This is a genomic window from Alcanivorax hongdengensis A-11-3 (assembly GCF_000300995.1).
Lineage (GTDB): Bacteria > Pseudomonadota > Gammaproteobacteria > Pseudomonadales > Alcanivoracaceae > Alcanivorax > Alcanivorax hongdengensis.
Genome location: NZ_AMRJ01000014.1, coordinates 50,983 through 77,497, shown reverse-complemented (window position 1 = coordinate 77,497; position 26,515 = coordinate 50,983). Strand labels below are relative to the sequence as shown.

The window sequence follows — 26,515 nt, the reverse complement described above, 5'->3', positions numbered from 1 at the left end:
AGTTTAACCGGGGTAGCAGCATCTTGTCTTGCCGGCGCCGCATCAGGAAGGCCCGCGCACCGTTAGCGCTACTCCGACCACTACACCGATAACCCCCGGGGGTGACCTTACCGTGATGAAACTCATCCGCTTTCTTGCCGCACCGGTACTGACCGGCCTGGCCGTGGGCCTGGTGGCCCTCTGGTGGTACCAGTGGGGCCCGCAGTCCAGCCACAGCCGCCCGTCCCCGGCGGTGGACAGCTACGCCGATGCGGTCAATCTGGCGGCCCCGGCGGTGGTCAATATTTACACCACCCAGATCGTCACCACCGAGAAAGACGTCTCCAAGGACCCGCTGTTCAACCGCTTCATGGAGCGCCCGCGCCGCGAACGCGCGCTCAGCAGCCTGGGCTCCGGCGTCATCGTCGCTGACAACGGCTATGTGCTGACCAGTTACCACGTGATCCGCGATGCGGACGAGATTCTGGTGGCCCTGCGCGACGGCCGCGATGCCCCGGCAAGGGTGGTGGGCACGGACCCGGAAACCGACCTGGCCCTGTTGCAGATTGCCCTGGAAAAGCTGCCCAAGATCGAGCTCAACGGCGACGGCCCGGTGCAGGTCGGCGATGTGGTGCTGGCCATTGGCAACCCGCTGGGCGTGGGCCAGACCGTATCCATGGGCATTGTCAGCGCCACCGGCCGCAGCCACCTGGGCATTGCCACCTTCGAGAATTTCATCCAGACCGACGCCGCCATTAACCGCGGCAACTCCGGCGGCGCCCTGATCGATACCCGCGGCCACCTGATCGGCATCAACACCGCCATCCTGTCCGCCGACGGCAACTGGCAGGGCATCGGCTTCGCCACGCCGGCGTCCATTGCCAAGGAAGTGATGGATGACCTGATCAAGCATGGCCGTGTGATCCGCGGCTACCTGGGTGTCACCGTGCAGGACATGACGCCCTCGCTGGCGGAAACCTTTGGCCTGGACAATGTGCACGGCGGCGTGGTCACCGAGGTGGTCGTGGACAGCCCGGCCAACCGGGCCGGCCTGCAACCCGGCGATGTGCTGGTGGGCATTGATGGCCAGGCCATGGCCGACGGCTACGAGGCCATGAACCGCATTGCCGGCATGAAGCCCGGCACCGAAACCACCCTCAACCTGATCCGCAATCGCAAGGCCGTGGACGCGGACGTGACCATTGGCACGCGCCCGCCGGCCAAGACCCGCGATGACGACCGGGAAGAGGACGCCAGCGCGCAGCAGGACGGCGGCGAATAACGCGCCGTCTGCGCTTTCCCTGCGACCTAAAGCAGAGTATCCAGTGCCGCGATCAGGGCCTGATTCTGCTCCGCAGTCCCCACGGTAATGCGCAGGTAATCAGCAATGCGCGCCGGCTTGCCGAAGTGGCGCACAATCACGCCCTGCTCGCGCAGACCACCGGCCAGGGCGGCACCGCTGTGCTGCGGGTGACGGGTGAAGAGGAAGTTGGCCGCTGACGGCAGGCTCTGGAAACCGCGCTCGGCCAGCTGCGTCGCCAGCCAGTCACGCTGCTCGATCACCAGGGTGCAGCCCTTTTCAAACCACGCCCGATCCTCGAACGCGGCCACGCCGGCGGCAATGGCCAGACGATCCAGCGGATAGGAGTTGAAACTGTCCTTGATGCGATTCAGGCCGTCGATCAGCGCCGCATCGCCCACCGCCAGACCAATGCGCAGCCCGGCCAGGGAGCGGGACTTGGACAGGGTCTGGGTGACCAGTAGATTGGGGTAGCGATTGACCAGGGCAATGGCACTGTCGCCGCCCTTTCTGTCACTGGAAAAATCGATATAGGCCTCATCGACGACGACCAGTGAGTCGGTATTGGCCTGCAGCAAACGCTCGATCTCGCCCAGCGGCAACAAACGCCCGGTGGGCGCGTTGGGGTTGGGGAAGATGATGCCACCGTTGGGCTTGAGGTAGTCATCCACGGCAATGGCCAGCTCGTCATCCAGCGGCACCGCCTGATAGTCGATCTGGTAGAGGCCGCAGTAGACCTTGTAGAAGCTGTAGGTAATGTCCGGGAACAGCAGCGGCTTGTCCTGCTTGAAAAAGCCCAGGAACAGGTGCGCCAGCACCTCGTCGGAGCCGTTACCGACAAACACCTGCTCACGCTGTATGCCGTACCCCTCACCCGAATAATAGTCGGCAATGGCTTGCTTGAGCTGGCGGCTGTCCGGGTCCGGGTAGAGACGCAGGCGCTCATCGGCCTGCTCGCGGATGGCGTCAATCACCTTCGGCGACGGGCCCAGCGGATGCTCGTTGGTGTTGAGTTTCACCAGCTTGCTCATGGTCGGCTGCTCGCCGGGCACATAGGGCTCCAGCTGATGAACAAAGTCGCTCCAGTATTGGCTCATAGTCTTGTCGTCCGACGTCAGACGTCTGACGCCTTGTTGATCCTGAATTCCGCGCTGCGCGCGTGGGCGGTGAGGCTTTCACCACGGGCCAGCGGCGAGGCGATTCTGGCCAGGTCGCTGGCGCCGGCCGGCGAGCAGCCGATCAGCGAGCTGCGCTTCTGGAAATCGTACACCCCCAGCGGCGAGGAGAAACGCGCCGTGGCGCTGGTGGGCAGCACGTGGTTGGGGCCGGCGCAGTAATCGCCCAGCGCTTCCGGGGTATGGCGCCCCAGGAAGATAGCGCCGGCGTGGCGGATCTTCTGCGCCCATTGTTCGGCATCGTCCACCGACAGCTCCAGGTGCTCGGAGGCGATGGTGTTGGCGATGTCGATGGCCTGATCCAGGTCCTTCACGGCAATCAGGGCGCCGCGATTTTTCATGGAGGTGCGGATGATGGCTTCGCGCTCCAGGGTCACCGCCAGTGTCTCCATGGATTCGGCCACCTGCTTGAGAAAGCCTTCATCCGGGCACAGCAGGATGGCCTGGGCTTCCTCGTCGTGCTCCGCCTGGGAAAACAGGTCCATGGCGATCCAGTCCGGGTCGGTCTTGCCATCGCACACCACCAGAATCTCCGACGGGCCGGCGATCATGTCGATGCCCACCTTGCCGAACACCTGCCGCTTGGCTTCGGCCACATAGATATTGCCCGGGCCGACAATCTTGTCCACCGCCGGCACCGTCTCGGTGCCGTAGGCCAGCGCCGCCACCGCCTGGGCACCGCCCACGGAGACGAAACGATCCACACCGGCAATGGCGGCGGCCGCCAGCACCATGTCGTTGAGCTCACCAGCGGGGGCCGGTGACACCATGATGATCTCCGCAACCCCGGCCACCTTGGCCGGCAGGGCATTCATCAGCACCGAGCTGGGATAGGCCGCCTTGCCGCCGGGCACGTAGATACCGGCGCGGTCCAGCGGGGTGACCTGCTGGCCCAGCAGGGTGCCGTCGGCCTCGCGGTAGTGCCAGGATTCCTGCTTCTGTTTTTCGTGGTAGGCACGCACCCGCCCGGCGGCCGCTTCCAGCGCCTCACGCTGTTCAGTGGGGATACGCGCCAGCGCCGCCTGCAATTGCGGCGTCTCGATCACCAGCTCAGCGGCATCCTGCACATCACGACGGTCAAAGCGGTTGGTGTATTCCACCAGCGCCGCATCGCCACGGCTGGCCACGTCGCGAACGATGCCATGGACCCGCTCGGCCACTTCCGCATCACGCTCCTCGGACCAGGCGGTCAGCGCCGCCAGCTTGGCGTCGAAATCGGCATCTTGTGCATTCAGCCAGGTGGTTTCCATGTTTGGCACCATTGCAGAGTGAGGGTCATTTTTATCACAGAGATCACAGGGACATTGATCATGGATAATTGAGAATTGATAACGAACAGTCCCGACATGGATCGCGCCGTTATCAATTATCCATTCTCAATTATCAATTCATTACTGCGTCTTGCGCGCGTCCACCGCCTCGGCCAGCTTGTCCAGGATCGCCTGGATATCGGCATGACGGGTTTTCATGCTGGCGCGGTTGACCACCACCCGCGAGGAAATATGGGCGATCAGTTCGGTGGGCTCCAGGCCGTTGGCCCGCAGGGTGTTGCCGGTGTCGACGATATCCACGATACGGTCGGCCAGCCCCACCAGCGGCGCCAGCTCCATGGCGCCGTAGAGCTTGATCACTTCCGCCTGCTTGCCCTGCTGGGCAAAGTAGCGCTTGGCCACATTGACGAACTTGGTGGCCACGCGCAGGCGGCTGCCGGTGTCCGGGGCGTCCTTCACCGCCGCCACCATCAGCTTGCAGCGGGAGATGTCCAGATCCAGCGGCTCGAAGATGCCATCGGCGCCGTGCTCCATCAGCACATCCTTGCCGGCCACACCGATATCCGCGGCGCCATGCTGCACATAGGGCGGCACGTCGGTGGCGCGGATGATGATGATCTTCACGTCATCACGGGTGGTGTCGAAGATCAGCTTGCGCGAGGCGGACGGATCTTCCAGCAGCTCAATGCCCGCCGTCTTCAGCAGCGGCAGGGTTTCCTTGAGGATGCGGCCCTTGGACAGGGCAATGGTCAACGGCTTGGTCATGGTCTTCCCGATCAGCGGGGCACGCGGCGAATCACCGCCCCCAGCGATTGCAATTTCTCTTCAATACACTCGTAACCGCGATCAATGTGATAGATGCGGTCCACGGTGGTTTCCCCATCCGCGGCCAGCGCCGCAATCACCAGGGAGGCGGAGGCGCGCAGGTCGGTGGCCATCACCGGCGCACCGGTGAGCTGCTCCACCCCACGGCAAATGGCGGTGTTGCCCTGCACTTCGATATCGGCGCCCATGCGGTTCATTTCCTGCACGTGCATGAAGCGGTTTTCAAATACCGTCTCGACAATGGTGCCAGTGCCCTCGGCGACGATATTAAGGGCCATGAACTGGGCCTGCATGTCGGTGGGCATGGCCGGGTATGGCGCGGTGCGCAGGGAGACCGCTTTCGGGCGCCGGCCTTCCATGTCCAGCTCGATCCAGGTGTCCCCCACCTCGATGCGGGCACCGGCTTCGCGCAGCTTCTGCAGCACGGCATCCAGAATGGTCGGATCGGTGTCCTTGGTCTTGATGCGGCCACCGGTAATGGCTGCGGCGATCAGGTAGGTGCCGGTCTCGATGCGGTCGGCGATCACCTGGTGATGACAGCCGGTCATGCGGGGCACGCCTTCAATGGTGATGGTGTCGGTGCCTGCGCCTTTCACCTTGCCGCCCATGGCATTGATGAAGTTGGCCAGGTCCACCACTTCCGGTTCACGGGCAGCGTTTTCCAGCACCGTGGTGCCGTCGGCCAGGGCCGCGGCCATCATCAGGTTTTCGGTGCCGGTCACGGTCACGGTATCCATGACGATACGCGCCCCTTTCAGGCGACCATCCACACTGGCATGGACATAACCGTTGGACACCTCGATGTCGGCGCCCATGGCTTCCAGGCCACGCAGGTGGATATCCACCGGCCGCGAGCCGATGGCACAACCGCCAGGCAGGGACACGGTGGCCTTGCCGAAGTGCGCCACCATGGGGCCGAGCACCAGAATGGAGGCGCGCATGGTCTTCACCAGCTCGTAGGGAGCGGTGAGTTCCTTGATGGTAGTGGCATCCACCTCCACGTTGAGGCGATCATCGATCACCACGCGCACCCCCATGCGACCGAGCAGCTCAATCAGGGTGGTCACATCCTGCAGGTGTGGCAGGTTGCCCACGGTGACCGGCTCATCGGCCAGCAGGGTGGCGGCCAGAATCGGCAGGGCGGCGTTCTTGGCCCCGGAGATACGGATTTCGCCGTCCAGCCGGCGACCGCCCGTGATGATCAGTTTATCCATGGATAGTCTCTAAACAGAGTGTTGAAAAGACCTTTCGCGCCTTTTCAAGCCACTTATGACAGGTTGGGCCGCTGGGCCTGTTCCCATTCCGCCGGCGTAAAGGTGATGATCTGTACCGCGTGAATGGTGTTGCTCTTGATCTGCTCGTTGATGGTGGCATAGACCAGCTGCTGCTTTTTCACTGGCATCATGCCCTCGAAAGCGGTGGATACCACACGGATCTGGAAACGGTCACCGCCGCCTTCCACCGCCACATCGGCATCCTCAAAGCCGGCTTCCACCAGCGCCTTTACCTCTTCCGGATTCATGTTCGCTCCTCGTTCGGGGCGCGCCGGGCACGCCTCCTGGTCCAAAGGCGCAATAATACGCGAGCCGGCGCGCCCTTGCCACGCCGGCCAGGAGCGTCAAGCTGGCCTGTCAGCCGGCGTCACCGGTCTTTTCCTCGATGCCGGTATCGATCTTGGCATCCGCGGACCAGTGATTGATCACCTGATCGATGTCCTGGTACTGCTGCATACCCTGGGCGAACTGGGCCTTGAAGGTGTCACGCAGGTCCAGGCCGTTGACGTAGACATTGATCACCTTCCACTGCGCATCGCGCTGGAACAGGGTGTAGAAGATCGGCACCACTTTGCCGGAGTTGGTCGTGATTTCCATGCGCACTCGCGCATAGTCACCCTTGCGGTCGCCTTCCTGCATGGGCAGGGTCTTGATCTTCTGCCCCTGGTAGAGGGTGATGCCGGACGCATAGGTATTGATCAGGCTGTTCTTGAACACGTCCAGAAAGTGGTATTTCTGCTCGCGGGTGGCCTGCTTGAAGTAGTCCCCCATGACCATGCGGGTGATGCGCTTGAAATCCACCAGATCTCCCAGCTCCTCGCGCACCAGCGCCTTGGCCTTTTCCGGATCCTTGTCGAGCGCCTCGCGCTCGGCATCGATGCGTTGTGTCATACGATCCACCGCATTGACCACCACCTCACGGGGGTCACTGGTGGCCTGGGCCAGACCGGCCGCACCGATCAACAAAAGCGCCAGGATGAACTGTCCGACACGCTGAATATGCATACATCACTCCCTAATCCGTGTCCGGCGGTTTTACGGTGTCACTGCCCCACTGTCCAGTCTTTTCCGGGCCACCAACCGCCACTGATAGCCTATTTGAACCCGGCACACGGTTAAGGGTTCCACCGGCAATGGCAACAAAAGATGAACAGAACCGCCGTTACAGGGTCAGCAAGAAAGTCGAAGCGGTGTATAATCGCCGCCAGCCAAGGAGACACTATGAGCCGTGACCACATCCGCGCCGGACGGCGGGTCCTGGATATCGAGGCCCGTGCCGTCGATGCCCTGAAAGACAGCCTGGACGACAACTTCAACAATGCCTGCGAGCAGATGCTGCAGTGCAAGGGCCGGGTGATTGTCACCGGCATGGGCAAAAGCGGCCATATTGGCAACAAGCTGGCCGCCACCCTGGCCAGCACCGGTACGCCGTCCTTCTTTGTGCATCCGGGCGAAGCCTCCCACGGCGATCTGGGCATGATCACCCCCGAGGATGTGGTACTGGCCATGTCCAATTCCGGCGAAACCGCCGAGGTGCTGGCCATTCTGCCGGTCATCAAGCGCAAGGGCACCCCGCTGATCGGCATGACCGGTCGGCCGCAATCATCCCTGGCCCAGCTGTCCGATGTGCACCTGACCGTGGCGGTGGCAGAAGAAGCCTGCCCCCATAACCTGGCGCCTACCTCCTCCACCACCGCCGCACTGGCCATGGGTGATGCCCTGGCCATCGCCCTGCTGGAAGCACGCGGCTTCACCGCCGAGGACTTCGCCCTCAGCCATCCCGGCGGCAGTCTTGGCCGGCGCCTGCTGCTCAAGGTCGATGACATCATGCACGGCGGCGACCTCCTGCCGGTGGTAAGCAGTGACACGTCGCTGAGCGAGGCCCTGCTGGAAATGACCCGCAAGGGCCTGGGCATGACCACCGTGGTCAACACTGACGGCACCCTGGCCGGCATCTTTACCGATGGCGACCTGCGCCGCCTGCTGGACCGGGACATCGATATCCGTCAGGCCGGCATCGCCGATGCCATGGGCCACAACCCGGTCACCATCGAGCCCGGCCATCTGGCCGCCGAGGCCCTGCAAATCATGGAAAGCCGCAAGATCAACGGCCTGGTGGTCTGTGATGCCGAGCGCCGCCCGGTGGGCGCGCTGAACATGCACGATCTGCTGCGCGCAGGGGTGGTGTAATGAGCCTGCAAATCTCCAGTGTGGATGCCCAGAACCTGCGCCTGATGGCCTTTGACGTGGACGGCGTGATGACCGACGGCCGCCTATATTTCACCCCGGAGGGTGAATATCTGAAGGTGTTCAACACCCTGGACGGCCACGGCATCAAGAAACTGGCTGCCAGTGGCGTGACCCTGGCCATTATCACCGGCCGCAACACCCCCATGGTCGCCAAGCGAGCCGCGGACCTGGGCATCGAGCACGTTATCCAGGGGCGTGAAGACAAGGGCGTCGCCCTGGCTGCCCTGGCCGAGGAGCTGGGCATTCAGGCCCGGGAAACCGGCTATGCCGGCGATGACGAGCCGGATGTCAGTGCCCTGCAATGGGCCCAGCTCAGCTTTGCGCCAGCCAATGCCCACGCCTGCGCCCGGGAGGCCGCCGACCATGTCACCGTGGCCCGCGGCGGCGAAGGCGCGGTGCGCGAAATCTGCGATGCCATCATCAGCCACCGGAGCCGGGCGTGAGACGCCAGGGGCTGCTAAGCGCCACCGGCGTCCTGCTGCTGGGTCTGGTGGTACTGATGACCCTGCACGAATGGGACACCAGTCTGCCCGGCGACCAGGAAAAGGTACTCAGTGCACCGGCTATCATCGCCACGGATGTCTCCGCCAAGGCATTCAACGAAAAGGACGGCAGCCCGCAATACCACCTGACGGCCAATACCCTGACCCAGTATGATCACGACACTCGCACGCAACTGGACAAACCGGTGCTGGAAATGGCCAATGACCAGGGCAGCTGGACCATTGTTTCCGAGCAAGGCCAGGTACTGGACAACAATGACCTGATTGTCTTTTCCGGCCAGGTCAGCGCCAGAAATGCGGCCAAGAAGATTACCCTCGACAGCGATGAACTGCGCTTCCACAGCGATGCCAATACCGTGGAAGCGCCGGACCAGGCCAAACTGACATTTGAATCCGGCCATACCGAAGCCGGCAGCATGAGTGCCGATCTGAATACCGGTGTGCTTACGCTGGATAAAGGAGTGAAAAGTGAATTCCAAGCGCCACCTGGCTCCTAGCCTGCTGGCCGCGCTGTTACTGCTGCCACTGGGCGCCCAGGCCGAAAAGCCCGGCGCCCCCATCGAAGTGAGCGCGGACAGCGGCCGTTTTGAACAGGATGCCGGCACCGGCCTGTATCAGGGCAATGTTTCCCTGATACAGGGGGACCGGAAGATGTATGCCGACACCATGAAACTGTTCACCAAAGACGGTGAACTGGTGCGTGTGGAGGCCTCCGGCAGCCCGGTGCGCATGGAGGAAGGCCAGAATCTGAGCGCCCACGCCAACAACCTGGAGTACGATGTGCGCGCCCGCACACTGGTACTCACCGGCGATGCCTTCGTGAAACACCAGGACAGCACTTTCGAAGGAGCCAAGGTCACCTACAACCTGGATAACAAGCGCGTGGACGCCAGCGGCGATGGCGACCAGCGTGTTCGCCTGGTGATTCCGGCACAGAAGAGCCCCGGCGAGACCGACAGCGCCCCGGCCAGCAATGACAAGAGCCCGGCCACCGATACCCCACAACCCGACGCGGAGCCCGCCACCCAATGAGCCAACTGCGAGCCCATCACCTGGCCAAGAGCTACAAAGGCCGTCGCGTTATTGAAGATGTGTCCCTGGATGTGGAAGCGGGCCAGATTGTCGGCCTGCTGGGCCCCAACGGTGCCGGCAAGACTACCTGTTTCTATATGATCGTGGGGCTGGTGGAAGCCGACGCCGGCCGCATCGACATTGACGGCGAAGACATCACCCATCTGCCCATGCATGGCCGGGCACGCCGAGGCATAGGCTACCTGCCCCAGGAGGCCAGCATCTTCCGCCGCCTGACGGTGGAACAGAACATCATGGCGATCCTGGAAACCCGCAAGGACCTGAGCAAGGCCGAGCGGCACGAGCGCATGGAGAGCCTGCTCAAGGAGTTTCATATCACTCACATCCGCGACTCGCTTGGCATGAGCCTGTCCGGCGGTGAGCGGCGTCGGGCGGAAATTGCCCGCGGCCTGGCCACCGACCCGGCCTTCATCCTGCTGGATGAACCCTTTGCCGGGGTCGACCCGATCTCCGTAAACGATATCAAGGGCATCATCCGCCACCTCAAGGAACGCGGCATCGGCGTACTGATTACCGACCACAACGTGCGTGAAACCCTGGATATCTGTGACACGGCCTACATCGTCAGCGCCGGCCATATCATTGCCGATGGCAATGCCGATACCATCCTGTCCAACCAGCAGGTGCGCGATGTCTATCTGGGCGCGGATTTCCGCCTGTAGGAATCGCGCCTACTCCTTTTTTCTGTTGCCTGCAACCTTGGCATACATCTTGCTTGTATAGAGAAAAGCTTGTTATCCTCGGAGCTCGGGGACCACAAGCATTCCGAGCAGTATGAAGCCAACACTACAATTACAAATCGGCCAGCAGCTGACCATGACACCCCAGCTGCAGCAGGCCATCCGCCTTTTGCAGCTATCCACCCTGGACCTGCGCCAGGAAATCCAGCAGGCCGTGGAAAGCAATCCGCTGCTGGAGCTGGCCGATGATTTCGGTGACGACAGCCTTCCCGAGGGTGACGAGGAGCGTCAGGAACTGGACGCCGAACGGGACGATGCCCTGGAAGAATTCGTCGACAGCGACCCGGGCGTGGACACCGAGTGGGATGACATCTACGCCGGCCAGAGCAGCACCAGCGCCGCCCTGCCCGACGACGCCGACGACTGGCAGCAACGCCACGTATCCGCCGGCACCCTGCAGGATCACCTTCTCTGGCAACTGAACCTGACCCCCATGGGGGATCTGGACCGGGTGATCGCCCTGGCCATCATCGAATCCCTGGACGAGCGCGGATATCTTACCGTCTCCGTGGATGACATCGTCGCCACCGTGAATCTGCAGGCAGAACTGAGCGACGACGACCAGGTGGAAGCCGACGAGGTTCTGGCGGTACAGCACCGCCTGCAGCAATTCGATCCGCTCGGCGTGGCCAGCCTGGACCTGGCGGACTGCCTGGCCGTGCAACTGCGACAGCTGGCCAATGACACGCCCCACCGGGATACCGCCACCGCCCTGCTCAATCATCTGACCCTGCTGGAAAAGCACGACTATGCCGCCCTGCGCCGGCAACTGCAGGTCAGCGAGGAAGAGCTGGTGGCCGCCATCGGCCTGCTGCGCACCCTGGACCCGGCCCCCGGCGCCCAGATTGGCGAAAGCCAGACCGATTACGCGGTGCCCGACGTGATCGTCCGCCAGCACCAGGGCCGCTGGCAGGTAAGCCTCAACGACGAGGTACTGCCCAAGGTCAACCTGCAGCAGCAATATGCCCGCATGGCCCGCCAGACCCCGGGGGAGGACGGCCAGTACCTGCGCAACTGCGTGCAGGAAGCCAAGTGGTTCATCAAGAGCCTGCAGAGCCGCCACGACACCCTGCTGAAGGTGGCCAGCCGCATCGTCGAAGTGCAACAGGACTTCTTCAATTACGGCGAGGAAGCCATGAAACCCCTGGTGCTGGCCGATATTGCCGATGCCGTCGAGATGCACGAATCGACCATCAGTCGGGTCACCAACCAGAAGTACATGATGACACCCCGCGGCGTCTTTGAGCTGAAGTATTTTTTCTCCAGTCACGTGGGTACGGATGGCGGCGGTGAGTGTTCCTCCACCGCAATTCGTGCCATTATCAAGAAGCTGGTCGCTGCGGAGAATCCGCGCAAGCCGCTCAGTGACAACAAGCTTGCCAGCCTGCTCAACGAGCAGGGGATCAACGTAGCGCGCCGGACCGTCGCCAAGTATCGCGAGGCGATGCGGATACCGTCCTCCAGTGCCCGCAAGCGTTTGGTGTGAGGCGCCAGGACGGCCTAATTAGCAGGTAAAGGAGCCAGCCATGCAAATTAACATCAGCGGTCATCATCTGGACGTTACTGACGCTCTGCGCACCTATGTGAGCGACAAGTTTTCCCGTCTGGAACGGCACTTCGATCAGATCACCAGTGTTCAGGTGATCCTGTCTCCGGAGCCCAAGGCTCACAAGGCGGAATCCACCATCCATATTTCCGGCGCCGACGTGTTCGCCACCGCTGAAGCAGAAGACATGTATGCGGCCATCGACAAGCTGACCGACAAACTGGACCGCCAGATCCTCAAGCACAAGGAAAAGGCCGTCAGCCACAAGCACGGCCACTGAGCCGCTCCGGGCCGCCACTCGGCGGCCCGACTCCTCCCCTCATCACCCTTTCTTCACAAAGATCAACAGTGACTACACGGCAACCGGCCCTTGGCAGTACAATGACCGTGTGTTCCAATCACACCCGCAATATCCCTGCGGTCCAGAGAGCGGTCTACAGACCCTGAAAGCGACAGATTATGCGAGTTCGGGAACTACTTATCGAAGAGCGCACCCACAACGGTGTGCATGCCAGCAGCAAGAAGCAGCTGCTGGACCAGGTGGCCCAGCTGGCCGCCGCCAGCTGCGACAGCCTCAACGAGCAGGAAGTGTTCGATGCCCTGGTCGCCCGTGAAAAGCTGGGCTCCACCGGCATTGGTGAAGGCATCGCCATTCCCCACTGCCGGCTGGGCCACTGCCAGCAACCGGTGGGCCTGTTGCTGAAACTGACCGACCCGATCGACTTCGATGCGGTGGACGGCCGGCCGGTGGACCTGGTCTTTGTGCTGCTGGTGCCCCAGGAAAATCCGGAAGAGCATCTCAAGACCCTCAGCCACCTGGCCAGCCTGTTCAATGACGATGGCTACCGCCAGGGGCTACGCAGCAGTGATAACAATCACGGTCTCTACCTGACCGCCGTGGAATCCGAGGCAGAAATGCGGCTGGCCTCCTAAAGTCGTCAGTGGCCGGCAACCCCTCTTCGATATCCGTCAGGATGTGCGCGACATGAAACTGACCATCCTCAGTGGCCGTTCCGGGTCCGGCAAGACCACCGCCCTGCAGGCCCTGGAAGACCATGGCTATTACTGCGTGGACAACCTGCCCGCCGGTCTCCTGCCGACGCTGACCCGGCAACTGTGCAGCGGCGAAAACCCCATTGCCAAAGCCGCCGCCGGCATTGATGCCCGCAACCTGCCCGAACAACTCCAGGCCTTTGACGCCATCCTCGCGGAACTGCACCAGCAGCAGGTACAGTGCGAGGTCATCTACCTGGATGCCGATGACAACACCTTGCTCAAGCGCTTCAGTGCCACCCGGCGGCGCCACCCGCTCAGCAACAATGATCGCTCCCTGGCGGATGCCATCAAGTATGAAGGCACCCTGCTGGCCAACATCCGCATGCGTGCGGATCTGGTCATCGACAGCAGCAACCACGACGTACATGCCCTGCGCGAGCTGATGCGCCATCGGGTGGCCCAGCGTGATACCGCCCTGTCCCTGCAACTGGAATCCTTCGGTTTCAAGAACGGCCTGCCCAGCGACGCGGATCTGGTATTCGACGTGCGCGTGCTACCCAATCCCCACTGGCAGATCGAGCTGCGACCGCTTACCGGTCGCGATGACGGTGTGATTCAGTACCTGCAGCAGCACCAGGCCACCCATGACATGCTCAGCGACATTGCCCGCTTCGTGGAGCACTGGCTGCCTGCCTACCGCAACAACGACCGCAGCTACATGACCGTGGCCATCGGCTGCACCGGCGGCCGCCATCGCTCGGTCTACATCACCGAACAACTGGCCCGCCACCTGCGCGACAAGGGCATCCCCCTGCAGGTGCACCACCGCGAGCTGAAACTCAATGATTGAGACGCGACTGGACGTGATCAACAAGCAGGGACTGCATGCCCGGGCCGCTGCCAAGGTGGTTAGTGTGGCGTCACGCTACAACAGCAGCATCCAGGTCCAGCACAACGGCCAGACCATTGATGCCAAAAGCATCATGGGCCTGTTGATGATCGGTGCTGCCAAGGGCAGCAGCGTCACTTTCCGGGTGGAAGGCGCCGACGAGGAACAGGCCGTGGCGGAACTCACCGACCTGTTCGCCCGCCGCTTTGACGAAGGCGAATAACAACATCCTAGTGACGAGTAATCGCCAAAAGCGGTACCACCGGTCAGGCGCGGCTGTTAATGTGTATAGCGGTGGAACCGGGTTTCCTGTTTCGCTTTGCCACCATCCGACTATTCACCATTAATTATTCATTGAATTTTCCATGCCCGCCGATAGCGCCCGCAGCAAACAGCATCTGAAAAGCATCAACCGTGCCCTCGCCAGTGGTACCTATGCCCCGGTGCGACAGCTACTGAACAATCTGCCCGGCGCCGAAGCCGCTCACCTGCTGGAGTCCTCCCCGCCTCGCGAACGGGAAATTCTCTGGCAACTGCTCAACAAGGAGCAGGAAACCGAGGTACTGCAATATCTCGGTGAGGAAGTGCGGGTGGAACTGCTGCGCAATCTGAGCACCGATGAGCTGGTGTCGCTGGTGGAAGAACTGGACACCGACGACCTGGCCGACCTGCTGCAAGAGCTGCCCGACCATGTCACCACCCAGGTCATGGCCAGCCTGGACGAGCAGAACCGCGAGCGGCTGGAACAGGTGATGAGCTACCCGGAGGATACCGCCGGGGGCCTGATGAACACCGATGTGATCACCGTCCGCCCGGAGATTACCTTCGAGGTGGTACAGCGCTACCTGCGTCGCCGGGGCGATATCCCGCGCACCACCGACAACCTGGCCGTGGTCAACCGCAAAAACCAGTTCATCGGCCTGCTGCCACTGACCAAGGTGCTGATCAGCGACCCGGGCACCACCGTGCGTGAGGCCATGATCACCGATGTGCAATCCATCTCCGCCACCCTGCCCGCCCATGACGTGGCCAAGATCTTCGAACGTCACGATCTGGTGACCGCGCCGGTACTGGATGAAGAGGGCATTCTGGTCGGCCGTATCACCATTGATGACGTGGTGGACGTAATCATGGAAGAAGCCGACCACTCCCTGATGAGCATGGCCGGCCTGGACGATGACGAGGACACCTTCGGCTCCGTCTGGCAGACCGCACGCCGCCGGGCCCTGTGGCTGGGCATCAACCTGCTCACCGCCCTGGCCGCGTCCGCGGTCATCAGCCTGTTTGAAGATACCCTGGAGAAAGTGGTGGCCCTGGCGGTACTGATGCCCATCGTGGCCAGCATGGGCGGCATCGCCGGCAGTCAGACCCTGACACTGGTCATCCGCGCCATGGCACTGGGCCAGATCCAGACCAGCAACGCGCGTTACCTGTTGTTCAAGGAACTGTCCGTGGGCGCGCTCAATGGCCTGCTGTGGGCCGCAGTCATCGGCGCCACCGCGTCACTGTGGTTTGATGATGTGAAGCTGGGCATCATCATCGCCACGGCCATGGTCATCAACCTGCTGATGGCCGCCTGCGCCGGCGCCCTGCTACCCATGACCATGAAGCGCCTGGGTATTGATCCGGCACTGGCCGGCTCTGTGGTTCTGACCACCATCACCGATATTGTCGGGTTCTTTTCCTTCCTGGGCCTGGCCACGGTGCTATACGCCAGCCTGCAGGTCTGACCCAGCCAGCGGCGTGACCCTTTCACATAGAAAAAAGGCGCCTTGCGGCGCCTTTTTCAGGTTGCCATGCAACAATCAGGCATCCATCAGAATCTGCTTGAAGGACACATAATACGCCGCCGCCAGTATCGGCATCACAAACAGCAAACCCAGGCCAAAGGGAATGCAGGCCAATATGGCGATAATGCTGGCCACGATGCCGTAGATCAGCAACGGGAAGAAATTGCGCAGACAAGCGGACAGGCTGTTCTTCATTGCTTCCAGCACGTTCTGCTTGCCCAGGTAAATCAGCGGCACCGCGAAATAGAACAGCATGCTGATAAGGATGATGGCCACGAAAAACACCAGGCCAATCAGCGCCATGCCGCCACTCATGTGCAGGGACGGATTGTTCGGATCGAAAGAGCTGAAACCGCCAATCATGGCAAACAACAACGCAAACACGGCGCCCAGCACGATAAAGACGCCCAGCTGTGCCAGCGCCATCAGAATCAGCGGTCCGGTCTGATTGGAAAAGCCGGCGAACAGATCCGCGAACTCACTGTTGCCCGACACATCGATACGGCGAAAGATCGCCACGATGCCGCCATACAGCAGGGGCATGATGAAGAACTGCGCAATCGGCCCCAGAAACGGAATGATCTGCAACACGATGGCAATCAGAAATGTCACCACCAGTGCCCCCAGCACCACCCCCCAGTTTCCACTCAGCATTTTCAGGCCGTCACCCAGCCAACCCACCGCTTGCCCCACGGACACCTTTTTCGGCGCCACGATGGCAACATCGGAAGGCGGTACCTGTGCGGCCACCTCCGACTGCGGTTGCTGATACGGATTCACATCACTCATTGATTTTCTCCTTCCCGGTTAAAAAAATGTTCTTCCAATGAACAGGACCGGCGTAAACGTTCCTGACGTTAACGGCCGGCAATTTTCAGGGGTGACAACAGTAAAGAACCACAGGCGATATTGCCACGGTAATCCACATCGGTGCCGCTACCCTGAATCCCCATCCACATCTCTCCCAGATGTCCGGCAATGGTAAACTCTTGCAGCGCATCTTTAATGACACCGTTCTCAAACCAGAAACCGCTTGCCCCACGGGAATAATCGCCGGTCACCAGATTGACCCCCTGCCCCATGACTTCGGTGACCAGAATGCCTTTGGGCACCCGGCTCATCAGTTGCTGCAGGGTTTCCCCGCTATCGGAAATTCGCAGATTGCGAATCCCGCCACCGTTACCGGTGGGCGCCATTTTCAGACGCCGGGACGCATACAGGCTGAGCGCGAAGCGCTGCAACACCCCGTCATCCACAAACGCCTGCTCCACGGTGGGCAACCCGTCCGCATCGAAGGGCGCGGAGGCATTACCGCGCGGCAGGTGCGGATGTTCGCTGAGCGTGAACCCGGCCGGCAGGACCGCCTTGCCCAGGGCATCCTGCAAGAAGGAACTGCGACGATAAATGGCGCCGCCACTGATGGCACTGACCAGATGACCGAGCAGACCGGCGGCCACTTCCGGCGCAAAGATCACCGGCCACTCTCCGGTATCCGGAATCCGCGCTCCCAGCCGTGCCACGGTACGCTCACGGGCAATGCGGCCCACCTGCTCGGCGCTGGCCAGGGCGTCCGCCTGGCGGGCGGCATCGTAGTAAAAATCCCGCTGCATGCCGGCGTCATCTTCCGCCACCACGCTGCAGGCCCGGCTGTGATGGGTACCGCGATAACCGTGCAGAAAACCCTCGGAGGTGGCAAACACTCGCTGGCTGGCACTGGTGGAAACCGAGGCGCCCTCGGAATTGACGATGCGCTTGTCGGCCCGGGCTTCGGCTTCGCAGGCCAGCGCCTGCTCGATGGCCTCGCCGGTGCTCAATGGCCAGGGGTGATAGAGGTCCAGCGCCGGCATGTCCACGGCCAGTTGTTCACGGCTGGCCAGCCCCGCATAGGGATCCTCTTCGGTATAGCGGGCAATGGCCAGGGCCGCCGCCACGGTATCGCGCAGGCTGTCACGGCTATCGTCGGAGCTGCTGGCATGGCCCTTGCGGCGCCCCTGGAACAGGGTCAGGGAGACGCCGCGATCGCGGTGAAACTCCACCGTTTCCACCTCGCCCTGACGGACATTGACCGAGTAGCCCTGGGACACACTGACATTCACTTCCGCACCATCGGCCCCCTGCCGCCGGGCCTCTTCCAGCAGCCAGGCCGCGGTCTGTTCGGCCTGTTTCAGTTGTTCCGGGTCCAGTTCGGCTGTTGTTGCAGGTGATTCAGACATAAAATGGCGGCTCCACGGATGCGCGCATGAAAAGACATGACCGAGTATAACGACGACGATTACACCAGCAAGACGCAACTCAAACGCGATGATCAGGCCCTGCAGGAGATCGGCCTGTCACTGATGGAATTGAAGGAATCGGAACTGGCCCGCCTGCCGCTCACCGACAGCCTGCTCAAGGCCCTGGACGAGGCGAAACGCATCACCAGCAACGAGGCCCGACGCCGTCATGCCCAGTTTCTTGGCCGGCTGGTACGCGAATCAGACAGCGAACGCATTATCGCCGCCCTGGCCGCCCTCCAGGATCCGTTCCGTTCCCAGCGGCTAACCAACTGGGTGGACGAGATTGCCGGCAAGCCGCAGCTCAGGGACGCGGAAACCGTGCTGCAACAGGTGCTGGAGTTTTTCCCCCACGGCGACCGCCAGCAACTGCGCAACCTGGCGCGCAACATGCTCAAGACCCGTCTGGACGACCCGGCCAGCGCCAGTGCCGAGCAGAAAGACCGCTTCAAGCGTGAACGGCGCAAGCTGATGAACTACCTCAACCAGCTGGACAAGAGCGCGCCGCTCTACTGAGGCATGGCCACGGCCTGGCTGCGCCACCAGCTCATGAAGGCCTTGCCCATGAAGTGCTGGGGCAGCGAGTGCTGGTCACCCTCGATATCACGGGCCTTTTCCATCTCCTCCACCTGCTGATCCGCGGCGGCGAACAGCGCCTGCAAATCAAGCAGCCCCTGGTCCTGCAGGGCATCGCCGTAGAGCGCCTTGCTGAACCAGGTGCGCTCGGAATCATCACTGCAGCCGAAGGAGGTGCGATCTGCGGCGGCGGACGTGAAGATCACTCGCTGGGCATTGGCCAGCGGCTTGATCCACTGCCCGGAATAGCAGGCCGAGATCACCAGCCACTGGTGCTGGATACGCAGCTTGTCGAGCTGGGCGGCCATGGTCTGGACGGTGAGGTTATTGAGCCGCATGCCGGGCTCGGCCAGCACCACATCCCCATCACGGCTGCCGTGGCTGACCAGATGAATCAGCAACAAGTCTTCACTGGGGTCGAGAATCTGGTCCAGGGCCTGCAGGCTTTCGGAAATGCTGGTCAGCGTCGCCAGCGGCTGCTGGCTGTCACCGCCATTGGCCAACAACAGGGTGCGGCCACGGAAATCCAGTTGCTTGCCCAGCTGTTTTGCGACCCAGTCCACCTCCTTGCTGAACACTGGCTGACGACCATCACCGCCAATCGCCAGCAGGTAGATATCGCGCACCCCGGGGCGCTGGGGCGCCAGGGAAGCCAGCGACGCCTGCAAACGGCGCCCTTCCGAATAAAGCCGCTGTTCCAGCTCGGCAGCCTGCTGATGATGGCGCTCTGCACGGGTTTTCGGGCCATCGACGATGCGCCCGTCCAGGAAATAGACGGTTTCGGTTTTACGCTGATCTTCAGGCCCGGTAATACGCTGGCCCTTGCCCTGGGCCAGGCCATTTTCAAACGTGGCCCGGCGCTGTTCCCCGGACGGCAGGGTCAACACCCCCTGGCCATGGTAGGTCCAGTACTGGAAGCCGCCCTGATATTCTTCGCCGTCCTGGCTAAGATAGTGACCCTTGATGATTTCACCTTCCTCGAAAGTGCCTTCGTAACGGTCACCGCTCTCACTGGTCCACACCCCGCTCCCCTCCGGCTGCCAGTCCTGTAGCTGCCCCTGGTACTCACCGGCATCCGGGTAATCCACCTTGCCCTTGACCAGCTTGCCCTGCTCGAAAGTGCCCTGATAGATCACCCCGTCCGAACACTGCAGCTGACCCTCGCCATCGGGCTGCCCCCGGGTGAAGTGCCCCTCATAGACACAGCCATCCGCCTGGGACAGGCGCCCCTGCCCCTGCATCATGCCCTGGCTGAATTGCCCCTCGTAGACGGAGCCATCCGGCCAGGTCAGCGACCCCTGCCCGTCGAACAGCTTGTCCTTGGTATCACCGCGATATTCCGCGCCGTTGGGCAGACGATAGTCCGCCGGTAACTGCACCGGCTCACAGGCAGCCAGCAGCAGGACAGCAATCATCAGGGCAGTGATTTTCATTGTTATGTCCCGGCGACGGGGCCCCAGGCAGGCGGTCAGCTGACCGGCAGCTTGAACTGGGCCAGTTGAGAAGAGGTGCGACGCAGGTGATCGCACAGCAAGCGGGCAATATTTTCCATTACGATACTGACCGCATTGGGGCTGCGTTTGCGCAGTTGCTCCACGCCCTTGCGGGTCAGGACGATCAGCGTGGCATCCTCGGCGGCCCGCACGGTGGCGGACCGCGGCTCATGATCGACCAGGGCCATTTCGCCCATGGAATCACCGGGGCGCAGGTGGGCAATGACCACTTCGCCGCCATCCGGGTTCTGCTTGACGATATCCAGACAGCCTTTCACCACAAAACAGACAAAGTCACTGCGATCCCCCTCCCGGCATACCGCCTCCCCGGCGGGCAAGCGGTTGACGAATACCAGTTTCTCCAGCTGGGCCAGCTCCTCGTCACTGAGACCGCTGAACAGGCGCATGCGCGCCAGCACGTCGGCTACCTGCGCCATCAGGCCGTTCCTCCCACGGTCAGCGCATCCACACGCAGGGTCGGCTGGCCCACTCCCACCGGCACCGACTGGCCTTCCTTGCCACACACACCAATACCGCTGTCCAGCGCCAGGTCATTGCCGACCATGGAAATACGACTCATGACTTCCGCACCGCTACCGATCAGGGTCGCCCCCTTCACCGGGCAGACGATTTTGCCCTTTTCCACCAGGTAGGCTTCACTGGTGGAGAACACGAACCGCCCGGAGGTAATGTCCACCTGGCCGCCGCCGAAGTTCACCGCATAGATGCCGCGATCCAGGCTGGCGACGATCTCTTCGGGGTCGCTTTCACCGGGTAACATATAGGTATTGGTCATGCGCGGCATGGGCAGGTGCGCGTAGGATTCGCGCCGGCCATTGCCGGTGGGCGCCACGCCCATCAGGCGGGCATTGGTCTTGTCCTGCATGTAGCCCACCAGCTTGCCCTTTTCGATCAGGGTATTGCAGGCGCTGGGGGTGCCTTCGTCGTCCACCGTCAGCGAACCGCGCCGATCCGCCAGAGTACCGTCATCCACCACGGTGCACAGGGACGAGGCCACCTGCTGGCCCAGCTTGCGGGCAAACATGGACGTGCCCTTGCGATTGAAGTCACCTTCCAGGCCATGACCGACGGCCTCGTGCAACAGCACCCCGGGCCAGCCCGGCCCCAACACCACCGGCATGGTGCCGGCCGGGGCCGGCCGGGCTTCCAGGTTCAACAGGGCCGAGCGCACCGCCTCGCGGGTCCAGCCTTCGATGCGGCCGGCCTGGCGCAGCCAGTCATAGGAAACCCGGCCACCGCCGCCGGCACTGCCACGCTCGCGGCGGCCATCACGTTCGGCGATGACACTGACGTTGCAACGGATCAATGGCCGTACGTCAGCGGCCAGGGTGCCGTCACTGGCGGCCACCAGCACCACATCCTGAACCGCACTAAGGCTGGCGGTCACTTCCACGATGGCCGGGTCCAGGGAGCGGGCCATGCGGTCGATTTCCTGCAGCAGAGCGACCTTGTCGTCCGCCGGCCAGCCGACCAGCGGGTCCAGCGCCTGGTAGCGGGCCGGCACTGCAGCACTGGCCAGGCGCACCTGCCGGTCCTGACCCTGGCGGGTAATGGCGCGGGCGGCGCCACTGGCCTGTTGCAGGGTTTTCAAGGTGATGTCATCGCTATAGGCAAAGCCGGTCTTGTCACCACTGACAATACGTACACCCGCGCCCCGCTCGGTGTTGAAACTGGCGTCCCGCACGATGCCGTCTTCCAGCACCCAGCTTTCGTGCCGGCTGTGCTGGAAATAGATGTCGGCATAATCCGCCTGCCCGGTCAGCTGGCCATTGAGCAGGCCTTCCAGCTGGCTGGGCTGCAGGGAGGCGGGAGCGAGCAGCATTTCCCGGGCAATGGCAAGGTTGTCGGCGTCAGAGTTCATAGGGTCCTTCTGGGCTGAATCGTTGATGGCGCATGACCGGCATGCGCTGGCGAACACTGTCCATGGTAGCAAGGTCCGGCGTGGCCACAAGCACACCCGGTTTCTCCTCCAGGCTGGCCTGCACCGTGCCCCAGGGGTCCACCAGCATGGAATGGCCAAAGCTGGCCCGGCGTTCACTGTGCTGACCACACTGATTGGCGCCCAACACAAAACACCCGGTCTGCACGGCGGTGGCTCGCAGCAGTAGCTGCCAGTGGGCGGCGCCGGTCACCGCGGTAAAGGCGGACGGATACACCAGCAGCTCGGCGCCCTGGCCGGCCAGCGCCTGCGCCAGCGCCGGGAACCGCAGGTCATAGCAGATCGCCAGCCCCACCTGCAGACCGGCCAGTGGCACGGTGATCACCTGTTCGCCGGGCTCGAACACCCGTGATTCCAGATAACTGCCCTGGGCATCGTTGACCTGGGCATCAAACAGGTGAAGCTTGTCGTAACCAGCCAGCAGGGTGCCATCCTCACTGAAGGCCAGCGAGCGGGTGCGCACCCGCGGTGCTGGCACCTGGCTGCCATCCGGCCGCTCGATGGCCGGAATACTGCCGCCGACAATCGCCAGGCGATGGCGGCGTGCCTGGTCGGACAGCCAGTCCACCAGCCGGGGGTACTGGCCGGCCAGCTGGCGGTAATCGACGCCGTAGCCGGCGAAGTTCTCCGGCAGCACGGCCAGCGAGGCCCCCTGCCCGGCCGCCTGCTGCAACAGGGCATCGGCCTGGGCCAGGTTGTCATCCAGCGAGCGCGTGCTGGTCATCTGAATGGCTGCAAGCGTGGTCATCAGAAAATCCCCTCCGTTTCTTTCACGTTCGGGTTTGACCAGTTACCGGTGACCTTGAATTCCATGGTCGTGGTCTTGTCCAGTTTGTCGCCCCAGATGCGCTCCACCACAAAGATCCCGGCACAGGCGGCCGGCCCGGCCAGACAGCCGGCATAAAGGTTACTGGAAATGGGCAAGGTGACCTTCATCTGGTGGTTGAGCGTTTCCTTGTCCAGGTTCATTTCACCTTTTACTTCGATGGCCGCGGAAGGTGAATTGATACGCAGGTTACTGGTGGAAACCCGGGGGCCGTTGATACTGAAGTCGCCGCTGATACCGTCGCAACTGAGACCCTTCTTGTACAGGTCGGAGAAATCCAGCCGCAGGCGTCGCTGGATGGTGCCGATGTTGAGCACGCCCAGCACCCGCAGGAAAGAGGTTTTGGTGTCGGTATCGGGAATGCGGCACTCACCGATATCCACATTGGCCTGGCCATCCAGCGCCAGGTAGTCAGGCTCGAAGGGCCAGTCATGCCAGCCCAGCACCACCTTCGCCGTGGCATGTTTCGACTCGATCAGGGCTGGCAGGTCCCAGTCCTTGAGCGCCTGCCCCAGGTTATCGGAGCGCAGGGCCCCGTTGTAGCGGGTGTACTGGCCATCATCTTCGGCGGTCCAGTCCAGGGTGCCGTCGAAGTCCGTGTGACGCCACTGACCCTGCAGATCGTTGATACGCACCCCGCTGTTGCTGGCCCGCACCGCGCCACGCCACTGGCCGAAATCCTCACCGTCGATACGCAGGTTCTGGGCTTTCACATCCATCACCGGAATCTGCAGGGGGGACAGGCGCGGCCCGCCCTGATCCTGGCTGTCATCGGGTAAACGGATGTGCAGCTTGCTGACCGATACCTGTAACGGCTTGTCGCCACGCTGGGTGTAGCCATCGGGAATACGTACCGAACCGGCCACCGACGGGCTGCTCAGCGCCAGATTCCAGTCATTGCCCTGGGGGGCGGCGGAGACGGTGGCATCGGCCACCGGCACATCAAACAGATCCAGCTGCCCCACTTTCACCGATACCCGCGCCAGACGGCTGTCAGACAGCCCGCCATCACCGCCGCCGTCACCACCGCCGGAAAAGGCCGGAATCAAACGGTCACTGAGGTAATCCAGCCAGGGTTCCACGGACGCCGCAGCCACCTGACCGTGAACCGCCACCCCACGCTCGGGCACCACCGGCTTGCCGGGACCCAGCAAAAGCTCACCGGCCACCGACGAGCCCAACCGGAAAGCACCGCTGAGCTGGTCGCCGTAACTGACCGTCAACTGCCTGGCCGCGCCGGCATCCCGGAAATGCACATCCAGTGGCCGGGTCTCATCGGCCCCCTTGCCCAGTGGTGCCGGCACATTGACGCTCACCCCTTTCATGGACGACACCGCCCTTACCGCAAAGTCACCGCCATGGAAGGGCACATCCACGGTGATGCCCAGCGGCATCTGGCCCGTGACTGGCTCCAGCCAGGGAAAGCCCAGCCAGTCGCGCACGGCCTTCACCGGGGCCTTGCCATCCAGCTGCAAGCGACTCTTGCCGTCACGGGTGAGCCACTGGCCGGTAAACTGCCCACCCATGACCTGCGCTGTCAGGTGCTCAATGGCAATCCCCTTTTGCAGATGGAAATACACCGGCGCATCCAGGTGCGTGACGGCAAGGTGCTGGCCGGCATTGTTCACCGTGGCGTCCCTGGCGCGGGCATCCACGATCACCGCCGGCGTGCCTTCGCCCTTCTTCAGTGGCATGTCCAGCAACAAATGGCCATCCATGCTGCCGGCATTGAAGCGCCAGTCGGTCAACGCCGCAGGCAGTTGCTGCTTGAGGGGCGTGTTCTGGAACAGGGCGTCCAGGTCCTTCACCGGGCCACTGACCTGGCCGCTGATGATCAGGTGCGGCACCTGCCCGGGTAACACGCCGGGCACATCCACATAGACATCCCGGAGCTGGCTGTCGAACAACTGGCCACGGGCGGCCACGGCACTGACGTCGCGACCATTGATCAGCACATCCGCGTCGATGCCGGTGGCCTGCGGCCAGTCAGGCAGAAACGACAGGCTCACATTGCTGCCCTGGTAGCGCATCTGCAGGGTGCGATCCTGCTGACGGGACTTGTCGATTTTCACCGGACCCTGATAGAGGATCTGGCCGCGCCGCAGGTGACCGCCGCGAATGGCCTGACCCAGCCAGTCCGCCAGCCCGTCAGGCAACCGTTGCAGGGGAATGTACTGGTTGGCTTTGCCGCCGTCGCCGTCGCGAATCTCGGCAGCCAGGCGCAGATCGGGGATCTGGCCGGCGACCAGGTCCACGGCCATCATGGCCTCGCCGTGGGCATCCAGGTTGCCCATCTGCATACGATTACTGCGCACGGCCAGGTGATCTCCCTGACGCTGCCAGTGGAGCAGGCCATCCAGATTGAGCGCCAGGGCATGGTCATAAAGGCGCGGCATGGTAACGCTGAAATTGTCACCGTAGAGGCGGGCCAGACCGTTGTCCGGCGTGCCGGCCAGCCAGCCATTGAGACCACTGACACCGGGAATACGGTCATCCGCCTGGCTGGTCAGGCCGGTGACCCGGGCCTGGAACTGACCCAGCTCACGGGCATGGCCCTGCAGGTATACCGCGTTGACCAGCCCCCGTGGAGACAGCTTGGCCAGCAGATCCCGGCTTTTGCCCACCGCCTCGGGCAGCGGGAAAGGCCACTTGAGGAACTGCTGGGCCAGGGCATGGACCGGCAGATCATTGACCCGCAGCCGCCACTGGCGGTCGTCCCCACGGGTCTGCCAGCCCAGCGTGGCGGTCCCCAGGGCCAGCGACCCCGCCGGCGACTGGCCGGCCAGATCATAGACTGTCAGCTTTGCCTGGTCCGCCTGGCGCTGCAGGGCCAGGTTGACCTGCAAGGCCTTGAGCGGCCACTGGTGCTGGCCGTCGGAAAAGGTCAGCAACGGCATCTTCAGCTGTAGCTGGGCGTGGTCCGGTTCGCCGTCCTCGAGGGTCGCCCAGAGCCCTACGGTGCCATCCAGAGCGGTCACGTCCAGGGGCCACTGACGGTGTTGTGGTAACCACTCCTGCAGGCGCTCACCGGAGACACTGGCATAGACGTCCGCATCCACATCCTGCAGCCGGAAGGCATCGCCATGCAGGTGCATGCGAACATCCAGGTGCAGGGGGCGATCACGGGCATCCAGCCGCACCGCCAGCTGGTGCTCGCTGCCCTCATTGATCAGCGACGCATTCAGCGAAGAGGCCGCCAGCGGCGGCATGTCCGGCCAGCTCAGCGACAGACGGGCATCACTGATAATCAGCCGCTGCTGCCGGTAGAAGATGGTCAGCAGGCGCTCCACCGGGGGTTTGTCGTCGCTGTTGCCCCCCAGTGTTTCCAGGCCTCGCAGCCGAATCTTGCCCTGCTCATCACGAACCAGCTGCAAGTCCACGCCCTGGATATGCAGCTCCTTGAGGCACAGGTCCCGATGCAGCAGGGAACAGAGCACATCCACGCTCATCACCACTTCACCCAGTTCCAGCGGCGCCTCCCCCTCCGGGGCCGGCAAGCGGATGCGACGGGCCACGAACCGGGGCGTCAGCCCATCCATGGCGCCATTCAGCTCGCCGATATCCAGGGGGGTCTTGATACGCTCTTCCAGTAGCGAGATCAGTCGTTCACGGTACTGCGGCACCTCGGCCATCAGTTGTCGGGCCACCACCACGTAAACGGCGGTGAGCAGGGCCAGAATGGCCAACAGCCATAACAGCCAGGTCTGTATTCGCCGCCACCAGCGGCGCGAGCCCATCTCGCTTGCAGCTGCCATAG

The 26,515-nt window shown here is 62.8% G+C and carries 26 protein-coding genes; 13 read left to right on the top strand and 13 right to left on the bottom strand.

All coding sequences use genetic code 11. The features are described 5' to 3' along the window. The first annotated feature begins 115 nt into the window (after nt 1-115). Nucleotides 116-1,261: a trypsin-like peptidase domain-containing protein gene (locus tag A11A3_RS10245; protein WP_008929224.1), complete on the top strand. Its 1,146-nt coding sequence runs from the start codon at nt 116-118 to the stop codon at nt 1,259-1,261. A 26-nt stretch (nt 1,262-1,287) separates the two neighbouring features. Here the strand turns inward: A11A3_RS10245 and hisC are convergent, their stop codons facing one another. The 6 genes from hisC to A11A3_RS10215 form a co-directional block, all read right to left on the bottom strand. Next, nucleotides 1,288-2,376 (bottom strand): histidinol-phosphate transaminase, encoded by a 1,089-nt coding sequence (gene hisC / locus A11A3_RS10240; protein ID WP_008929223.1) that lies wholly within the window; start codon nt 2,374-2,376, stop codon nt 1,288-1,290. A gap of 17 nt (nt 2,377-2,393) precedes the next feature. After that, complete coding sequence (gene hisD / locus A11A3_RS10235; RefSeq protein WP_008929222.1) at nt 2,394-3,704, bottom strand: histidinol dehydrogenase; 1,311 nt, start codon at nt 3,702-3,704, stop codon at nt 2,394-2,396. A gap of 141 nt (nt 3,705-3,845) precedes the next feature. Next, complete coding sequence (gene hisG, locus A11A3_RS10230) at nt 3,846-4,490, bottom strand: ATP phosphoribosyltransferase (RefSeq protein ID WP_008929221.1); 645 nt, start codon at nt 4,488-4,490, stop codon at nt 3,846-3,848. Between the two features lie 11 nt (nt 4,491-4,501). Further along, a complete protein-coding gene (gene murA / locus A11A3_RS10225; protein ID WP_008929220.1) occupies nt 4,502-5,764 on the bottom strand; it encodes a UDP-N-acetylglucosamine 1-carboxyvinyltransferase in 1,263 nt (420 codons plus the stop codon). 53 nt (nt 5,765-5,817) lie between these two features. Then, complete coding sequence (locus A11A3_RS10220; protein ID WP_008929219.1) at nt 5,818-6,072, bottom strand: BolA family protein; 255 nt, start codon at nt 6,070-6,072, stop codon at nt 5,818-5,820. A gap of 109 nt (nt 6,073-6,181) precedes the next feature. Beyond that, nucleotides 6,182-6,829 carry an MlaC/ttg2D family ABC transporter substrate-binding protein gene (locus A11A3_RS10215; protein ID WP_008929218.1) on the bottom strand — a complete coding sequence of 216 codons (648 nt, stop codon included), beginning with the start codon at nt 6,827-6,829 and terminating at the stop codon, nt 6,182-6,184. 216 nt (nt 6,830-7,045) lie between these two features. Here A11A3_RS10215 and A11A3_RS10210 point away from each other — a divergent pair, with 216 nt between their 5' ends. From A11A3_RS10210 to mgtE, 11 genes are all read left to right on the top strand, one after another. Further along, nucleotides 7,046-8,014, top strand: a complete 969-nt coding sequence (locus A11A3_RS10210; protein WP_008929217.1) for a KpsF/GutQ family sugar-phosphate isomerase — start codon at nt 7,046-7,048, stop codon at nt 8,012-8,014. After that, entirely contained in the window at nt 8,014-8,517 is a 504-nt protein-coding gene (locus A11A3_RS10205) for a KdsC family phosphatase (RefSeq protein WP_008929216.1), read from the top strand. Before A11A3_RS10210 ends, A11A3_RS10205 begins: the two co-directional genes overlap by 1 nt. Further along, nucleotides 8,514-9,074, top strand: a complete 561-nt coding sequence (lptC, locus tag A11A3_RS10200) for an LPS export ABC transporter periplasmic protein LptC (protein ID WP_008929215.1) — start codon at nt 8,514-8,516, stop codon at nt 9,072-9,074. Before A11A3_RS10205 ends, lptC begins: the two co-directional genes overlap by 4 nt. Further along, nucleotides 9,046-9,609: a lipopolysaccharide transport periplasmic protein LptA gene (lptA, locus tag A11A3_RS10195; RefSeq protein WP_008929214.1), complete on the top strand. Its 564-nt coding sequence runs from the start codon at nt 9,046-9,048 to the stop codon at nt 9,607-9,609. Before lptC ends, lptA begins: the two co-directional genes overlap by 29 nt. Beyond that, the gene (gene lptB, locus A11A3_RS10190; RefSeq protein WP_008929213.1) at nt 9,606-10,331 is read left to right on the top strand and encodes an LPS export ABC transporter ATP-binding protein; all 726 of its coding nucleotides are present in this window, start codon (nt 9,606-9,608) and stop codon (nt 10,329-10,331) included. Before lptA ends, lptB begins: the two co-directional genes overlap by 4 nt. Nucleotides 10,332-10,443: 112 nt before the next feature. Further along, a complete protein-coding gene (locus A11A3_RS10185; protein WP_040297019.1) occupies nt 10,444-11,895 on the top strand; it encodes an RNA polymerase factor sigma-54 in 1,452 nt (483 codons plus the stop codon). 40 nt (nt 11,896-11,935) lie between these two features. Next, nucleotides 11,936-12,235, top strand: coding sequence for a ribosome hibernation-promoting factor, HPF/YfiA family (gene hpf / locus A11A3_RS10180; RefSeq protein WP_008929211.1), 300 nt, complete (start codon nt 11,936-11,938; stop codon nt 12,233-12,235). A gap of 179 nt (nt 12,236-12,414) precedes the next feature. Further along, nucleotides 12,415-12,888 carry a PTS IIA-like nitrogen regulatory protein PtsN gene (ptsN, locus tag A11A3_RS10175; protein ID WP_008929210.1) on the top strand — a complete coding sequence of 158 codons (474 nt, stop codon included), beginning with the start codon at nt 12,415-12,417 and terminating at the stop codon, nt 12,886-12,888. Between the two features lie 52 nt (nt 12,889-12,940). Next, nucleotides 12,941-13,801, top strand: coding sequence for an RNase adapter RapZ (gene rapZ / locus A11A3_RS10170; protein WP_008929209.1), 861 nt, complete (start codon nt 12,941-12,943; stop codon nt 13,799-13,801). After that, nucleotides 13,794-14,063, top strand: a complete 270-nt coding sequence (locus A11A3_RS10165) for an HPr family phosphocarrier protein (RefSeq protein WP_008929208.1) — start codon at nt 13,794-13,796, stop codon at nt 14,061-14,063. Before rapZ ends, A11A3_RS10165 begins: the two co-directional genes overlap by 8 nt. 142 nt (nt 14,064-14,205) lie before the next feature. Further along, complete coding sequence (gene mgtE, locus A11A3_RS10160; protein WP_008929207.1) at nt 14,206-15,570, top strand: magnesium transporter; 1,365 nt, start codon at nt 14,206-14,208, stop codon at nt 15,568-15,570. 75 nt (nt 15,571-15,645) lie between these two features. Here mgtE and A11A3_RS10155 read toward each other — a convergent pair whose 3' ends face one another. Beyond that, nucleotides 15,646-16,419, bottom strand: a complete 774-nt coding sequence (locus A11A3_RS10155; protein ID WP_008929206.1) for a BPSS1780 family membrane protein — start codon at nt 16,417-16,419, stop codon at nt 15,646-15,648. Between the two features lie 68 nt (nt 16,420-16,487). After that, nucleotides 16,488-17,843: a metalloprotease PmbA gene (gene pmbA, locus A11A3_RS10150; protein WP_008929205.1), complete on the bottom strand. Its 1,356-nt coding sequence runs from the start codon at nt 17,841-17,843 to the stop codon at nt 16,488-16,490. A gap of 36 nt (nt 17,844-17,879) precedes the next feature. Between pmbA and yjgA the strand changes: the two genes are divergently transcribed. Then, on the top strand, nt 17,880-18,419 hold the full coding sequence (yjgA, locus tag A11A3_RS10145; RefSeq protein WP_008929204.1) for a ribosome biogenesis factor YjgA: 540 nt from the start codon (nt 17,880-17,882) through the stop codon (nt 18,417-18,419). Here yjgA and A11A3_RS10140 read toward each other — a convergent pair. The 5 genes from A11A3_RS10140 to A11A3_RS10120 are packed head-to-tail and all read right to left on the bottom strand — an operon-like array spanning nt 18,413 to nt 26,513. Further along, on the bottom strand, nt 18,413-19,912 hold the full coding sequence (locus tag A11A3_RS10140) for a C13 family peptidase (protein ID WP_008929203.1): 1,500 nt from the start codon (nt 19,910-19,912) through the stop codon (nt 18,413-18,415). The two genes, yjgA and A11A3_RS10140, sit on opposite strands and share 7 nt — an antisense overlap. A 35-nt stretch (nt 19,913-19,947) precedes the next feature. After that, complete coding sequence (locus A11A3_RS10135) at nt 19,948-20,409, bottom strand: Crp/Fnr family transcriptional regulator (RefSeq protein WP_008929202.1); 462 nt, start codon at nt 20,407-20,409, stop codon at nt 19,948-19,950. Beyond that, complete coding sequence (tldD, locus tag A11A3_RS10130; protein ID WP_008929201.1) at nt 20,409-21,854, bottom strand: metalloprotease TldD; 1,446 nt, start codon at nt 21,852-21,854, stop codon at nt 20,409-20,411. The genes A11A3_RS10135 and tldD overlap by 1 nt, the downstream gene beginning before the upstream one ends. Continuing rightward, nucleotides 21,844-22,680 (bottom strand): carbon-nitrogen hydrolase family protein, encoded by an 837-nt coding sequence (locus A11A3_RS10125; RefSeq protein ID WP_008929200.1) that lies wholly within the window; start codon nt 22,678-22,680, stop codon nt 21,844-21,846. Before A11A3_RS10125 ends, tldD begins: the two co-directional genes overlap by 11 nt. Further along, nucleotides 22,680-26,513, bottom strand: a complete 3,834-nt coding sequence (locus A11A3_RS10120; RefSeq protein WP_237738852.1) for a YhdP family protein — start codon at nt 26,511-26,513, stop codon at nt 22,680-22,682. Before A11A3_RS10120 ends, A11A3_RS10125 begins: the two co-directional genes overlap by 1 nt. Nucleotides 26,514-26,515: the final 2 nt, after the last annotated feature.

What these genes read in the sequence shown, in the direction of transcription:
- A11A3_RS10245 (WP_008929224.1), top strand. Translation starts at nt 116, where the DNA reads ATGAAACTCATCCGCTTTCTTGCCGCACCGGTACTGACCGGCCTGGCC.
- hisC (WP_008929223.1), bottom strand. Translation starts at nt 2,376, where the DNA reads ATGAGCCAATACTGGAGCGACTTTGTTCATCAGCTGGAGCCCTATGTG.
- hisD (WP_008929222.1), bottom strand. Translation starts at nt 3,704, where the DNA reads ATGGAAACCACCTGGCTGAATGCACAAGATGCCGATTTCGACGCCAAG.
- hisG (WP_008929221.1), bottom strand. Translation starts at nt 4,490, where the DNA reads ATGACCAAGCCGTTGACCATTGCCCTGTCCAAGGGCCGCATCCTCAAG.
- murA (WP_008929220.1), bottom strand. Translation starts at nt 5,764, where the DNA reads ATGGATAAACTGATCATCACGGGCGGTCGCCGGCTGGACGGCGAAATC.
- A11A3_RS10220 (WP_008929219.1), bottom strand. Translation starts at nt 6,072, where the DNA reads ATGAATCCGGAAGAGGTAAAGGCGCTGGTGGAAGCCGGCTTTGAGGAT.
- A11A3_RS10215 (WP_008929218.1), bottom strand. Translation starts at nt 6,829, where the DNA reads ATGCATATTCAGCGTGTCGGACAGTTCATCCTGGCGCTTTTGTTGATC.
- A11A3_RS10210 (WP_008929217.1), top strand. Translation starts at nt 7,046, where the DNA reads ATGAGCCGTGACCACATCCGCGCCGGACGGCGGGTCCTGGATATCGAG.
- A11A3_RS10205 (WP_008929216.1), top strand. Translation starts at nt 8,014, where the DNA reads ATGAGCCTGCAAATCTCCAGTGTGGATGCCCAGAACCTGCGCCTGATG.
- lptB (WP_008929213.1), top strand. Translation starts at nt 9,606, where the DNA reads ATGAGCCAACTGCGAGCCCATCACCTGGCCAAGAGCTACAAAGGCCGT.
- A11A3_RS10185 (WP_040297019.1), top strand. Translation starts at nt 10,444, where the DNA reads ATGAAGCCAACACTACAATTACAAATCGGCCAGCAGCTGACCATGACA.
- hpf (WP_008929211.1), top strand. Translation starts at nt 11,936, where the DNA reads ATGCAAATTAACATCAGCGGTCATCATCTGGACGTTACTGACGCTCTG.
- ptsN (WP_008929210.1), top strand. Translation starts at nt 12,415, where the DNA reads ATGCGAGTTCGGGAACTACTTATCGAAGAGCGCACCCACAACGGTGTG.
- rapZ (WP_008929209.1), top strand. Translation starts at nt 12,941, where the DNA reads ATGAAACTGACCATCCTCAGTGGCCGTTCCGGGTCCGGCAAGACCACC.
- A11A3_RS10165 (WP_008929208.1), top strand. Translation starts at nt 13,794, where the DNA reads ATGATTGAGACGCGACTGGACGTGATCAACAAGCAGGGACTGCATGCC.
- mgtE (WP_008929207.1), top strand. Translation starts at nt 14,206, where the DNA reads ATGCCCGCCGATAGCGCCCGCAGCAAACAGCATCTGAAAAGCATCAAC.
- A11A3_RS10155 (WP_008929206.1), bottom strand. Translation starts at nt 16,419, where the DNA reads ATGAGTGATGTGAATCCGTATCAGCAACCGCAGTCGGAGGTGGCCGCA.
- pmbA (WP_008929205.1), bottom strand. Translation starts at nt 17,843, where the DNA reads ATGTCTGAATCACCTGCAACAACAGCCGAACTGGACCCGGAACAACTG.
- yjgA (WP_008929204.1), top strand. Translation starts at nt 17,880, where the DNA reads ATGACCGAGTATAACGACGACGATTACACCAGCAAGACGCAACTCAAA.
- A11A3_RS10140 (WP_008929203.1), bottom strand. Translation starts at nt 19,912, where the DNA reads ATGAAAATCACTGCCCTGATGATTGCTGTCCTGCTGCTGGCTGCCTGT.
- A11A3_RS10135 (WP_008929202.1), bottom strand. Translation starts at nt 20,409, where the DNA reads ATGGCGCAGGTAGCCGACGTGCTGGCGCGCATGCGCCTGTTCAGCGGT.
- tldD (WP_008929201.1), bottom strand. Translation starts at nt 21,854, where the DNA reads ATGAACTCTGACGCCGACAACCTTGCCATTGCCCGGGAAATGCTGCTC.
- A11A3_RS10125 (WP_008929200.1), bottom strand. Translation starts at nt 22,680, where the DNA reads ATGACCACGCTTGCAGCCATTCAGATGACCAGCACGCGCTCGCTGGAT.
- A11A3_RS10120 (WP_237738852.1), bottom strand. Translation starts at nt 26,513, where the DNA reads ATGGCAGCTGCAAGCGAGATGGGCTCGCGCCGCTGGTGGCGGCGAATA.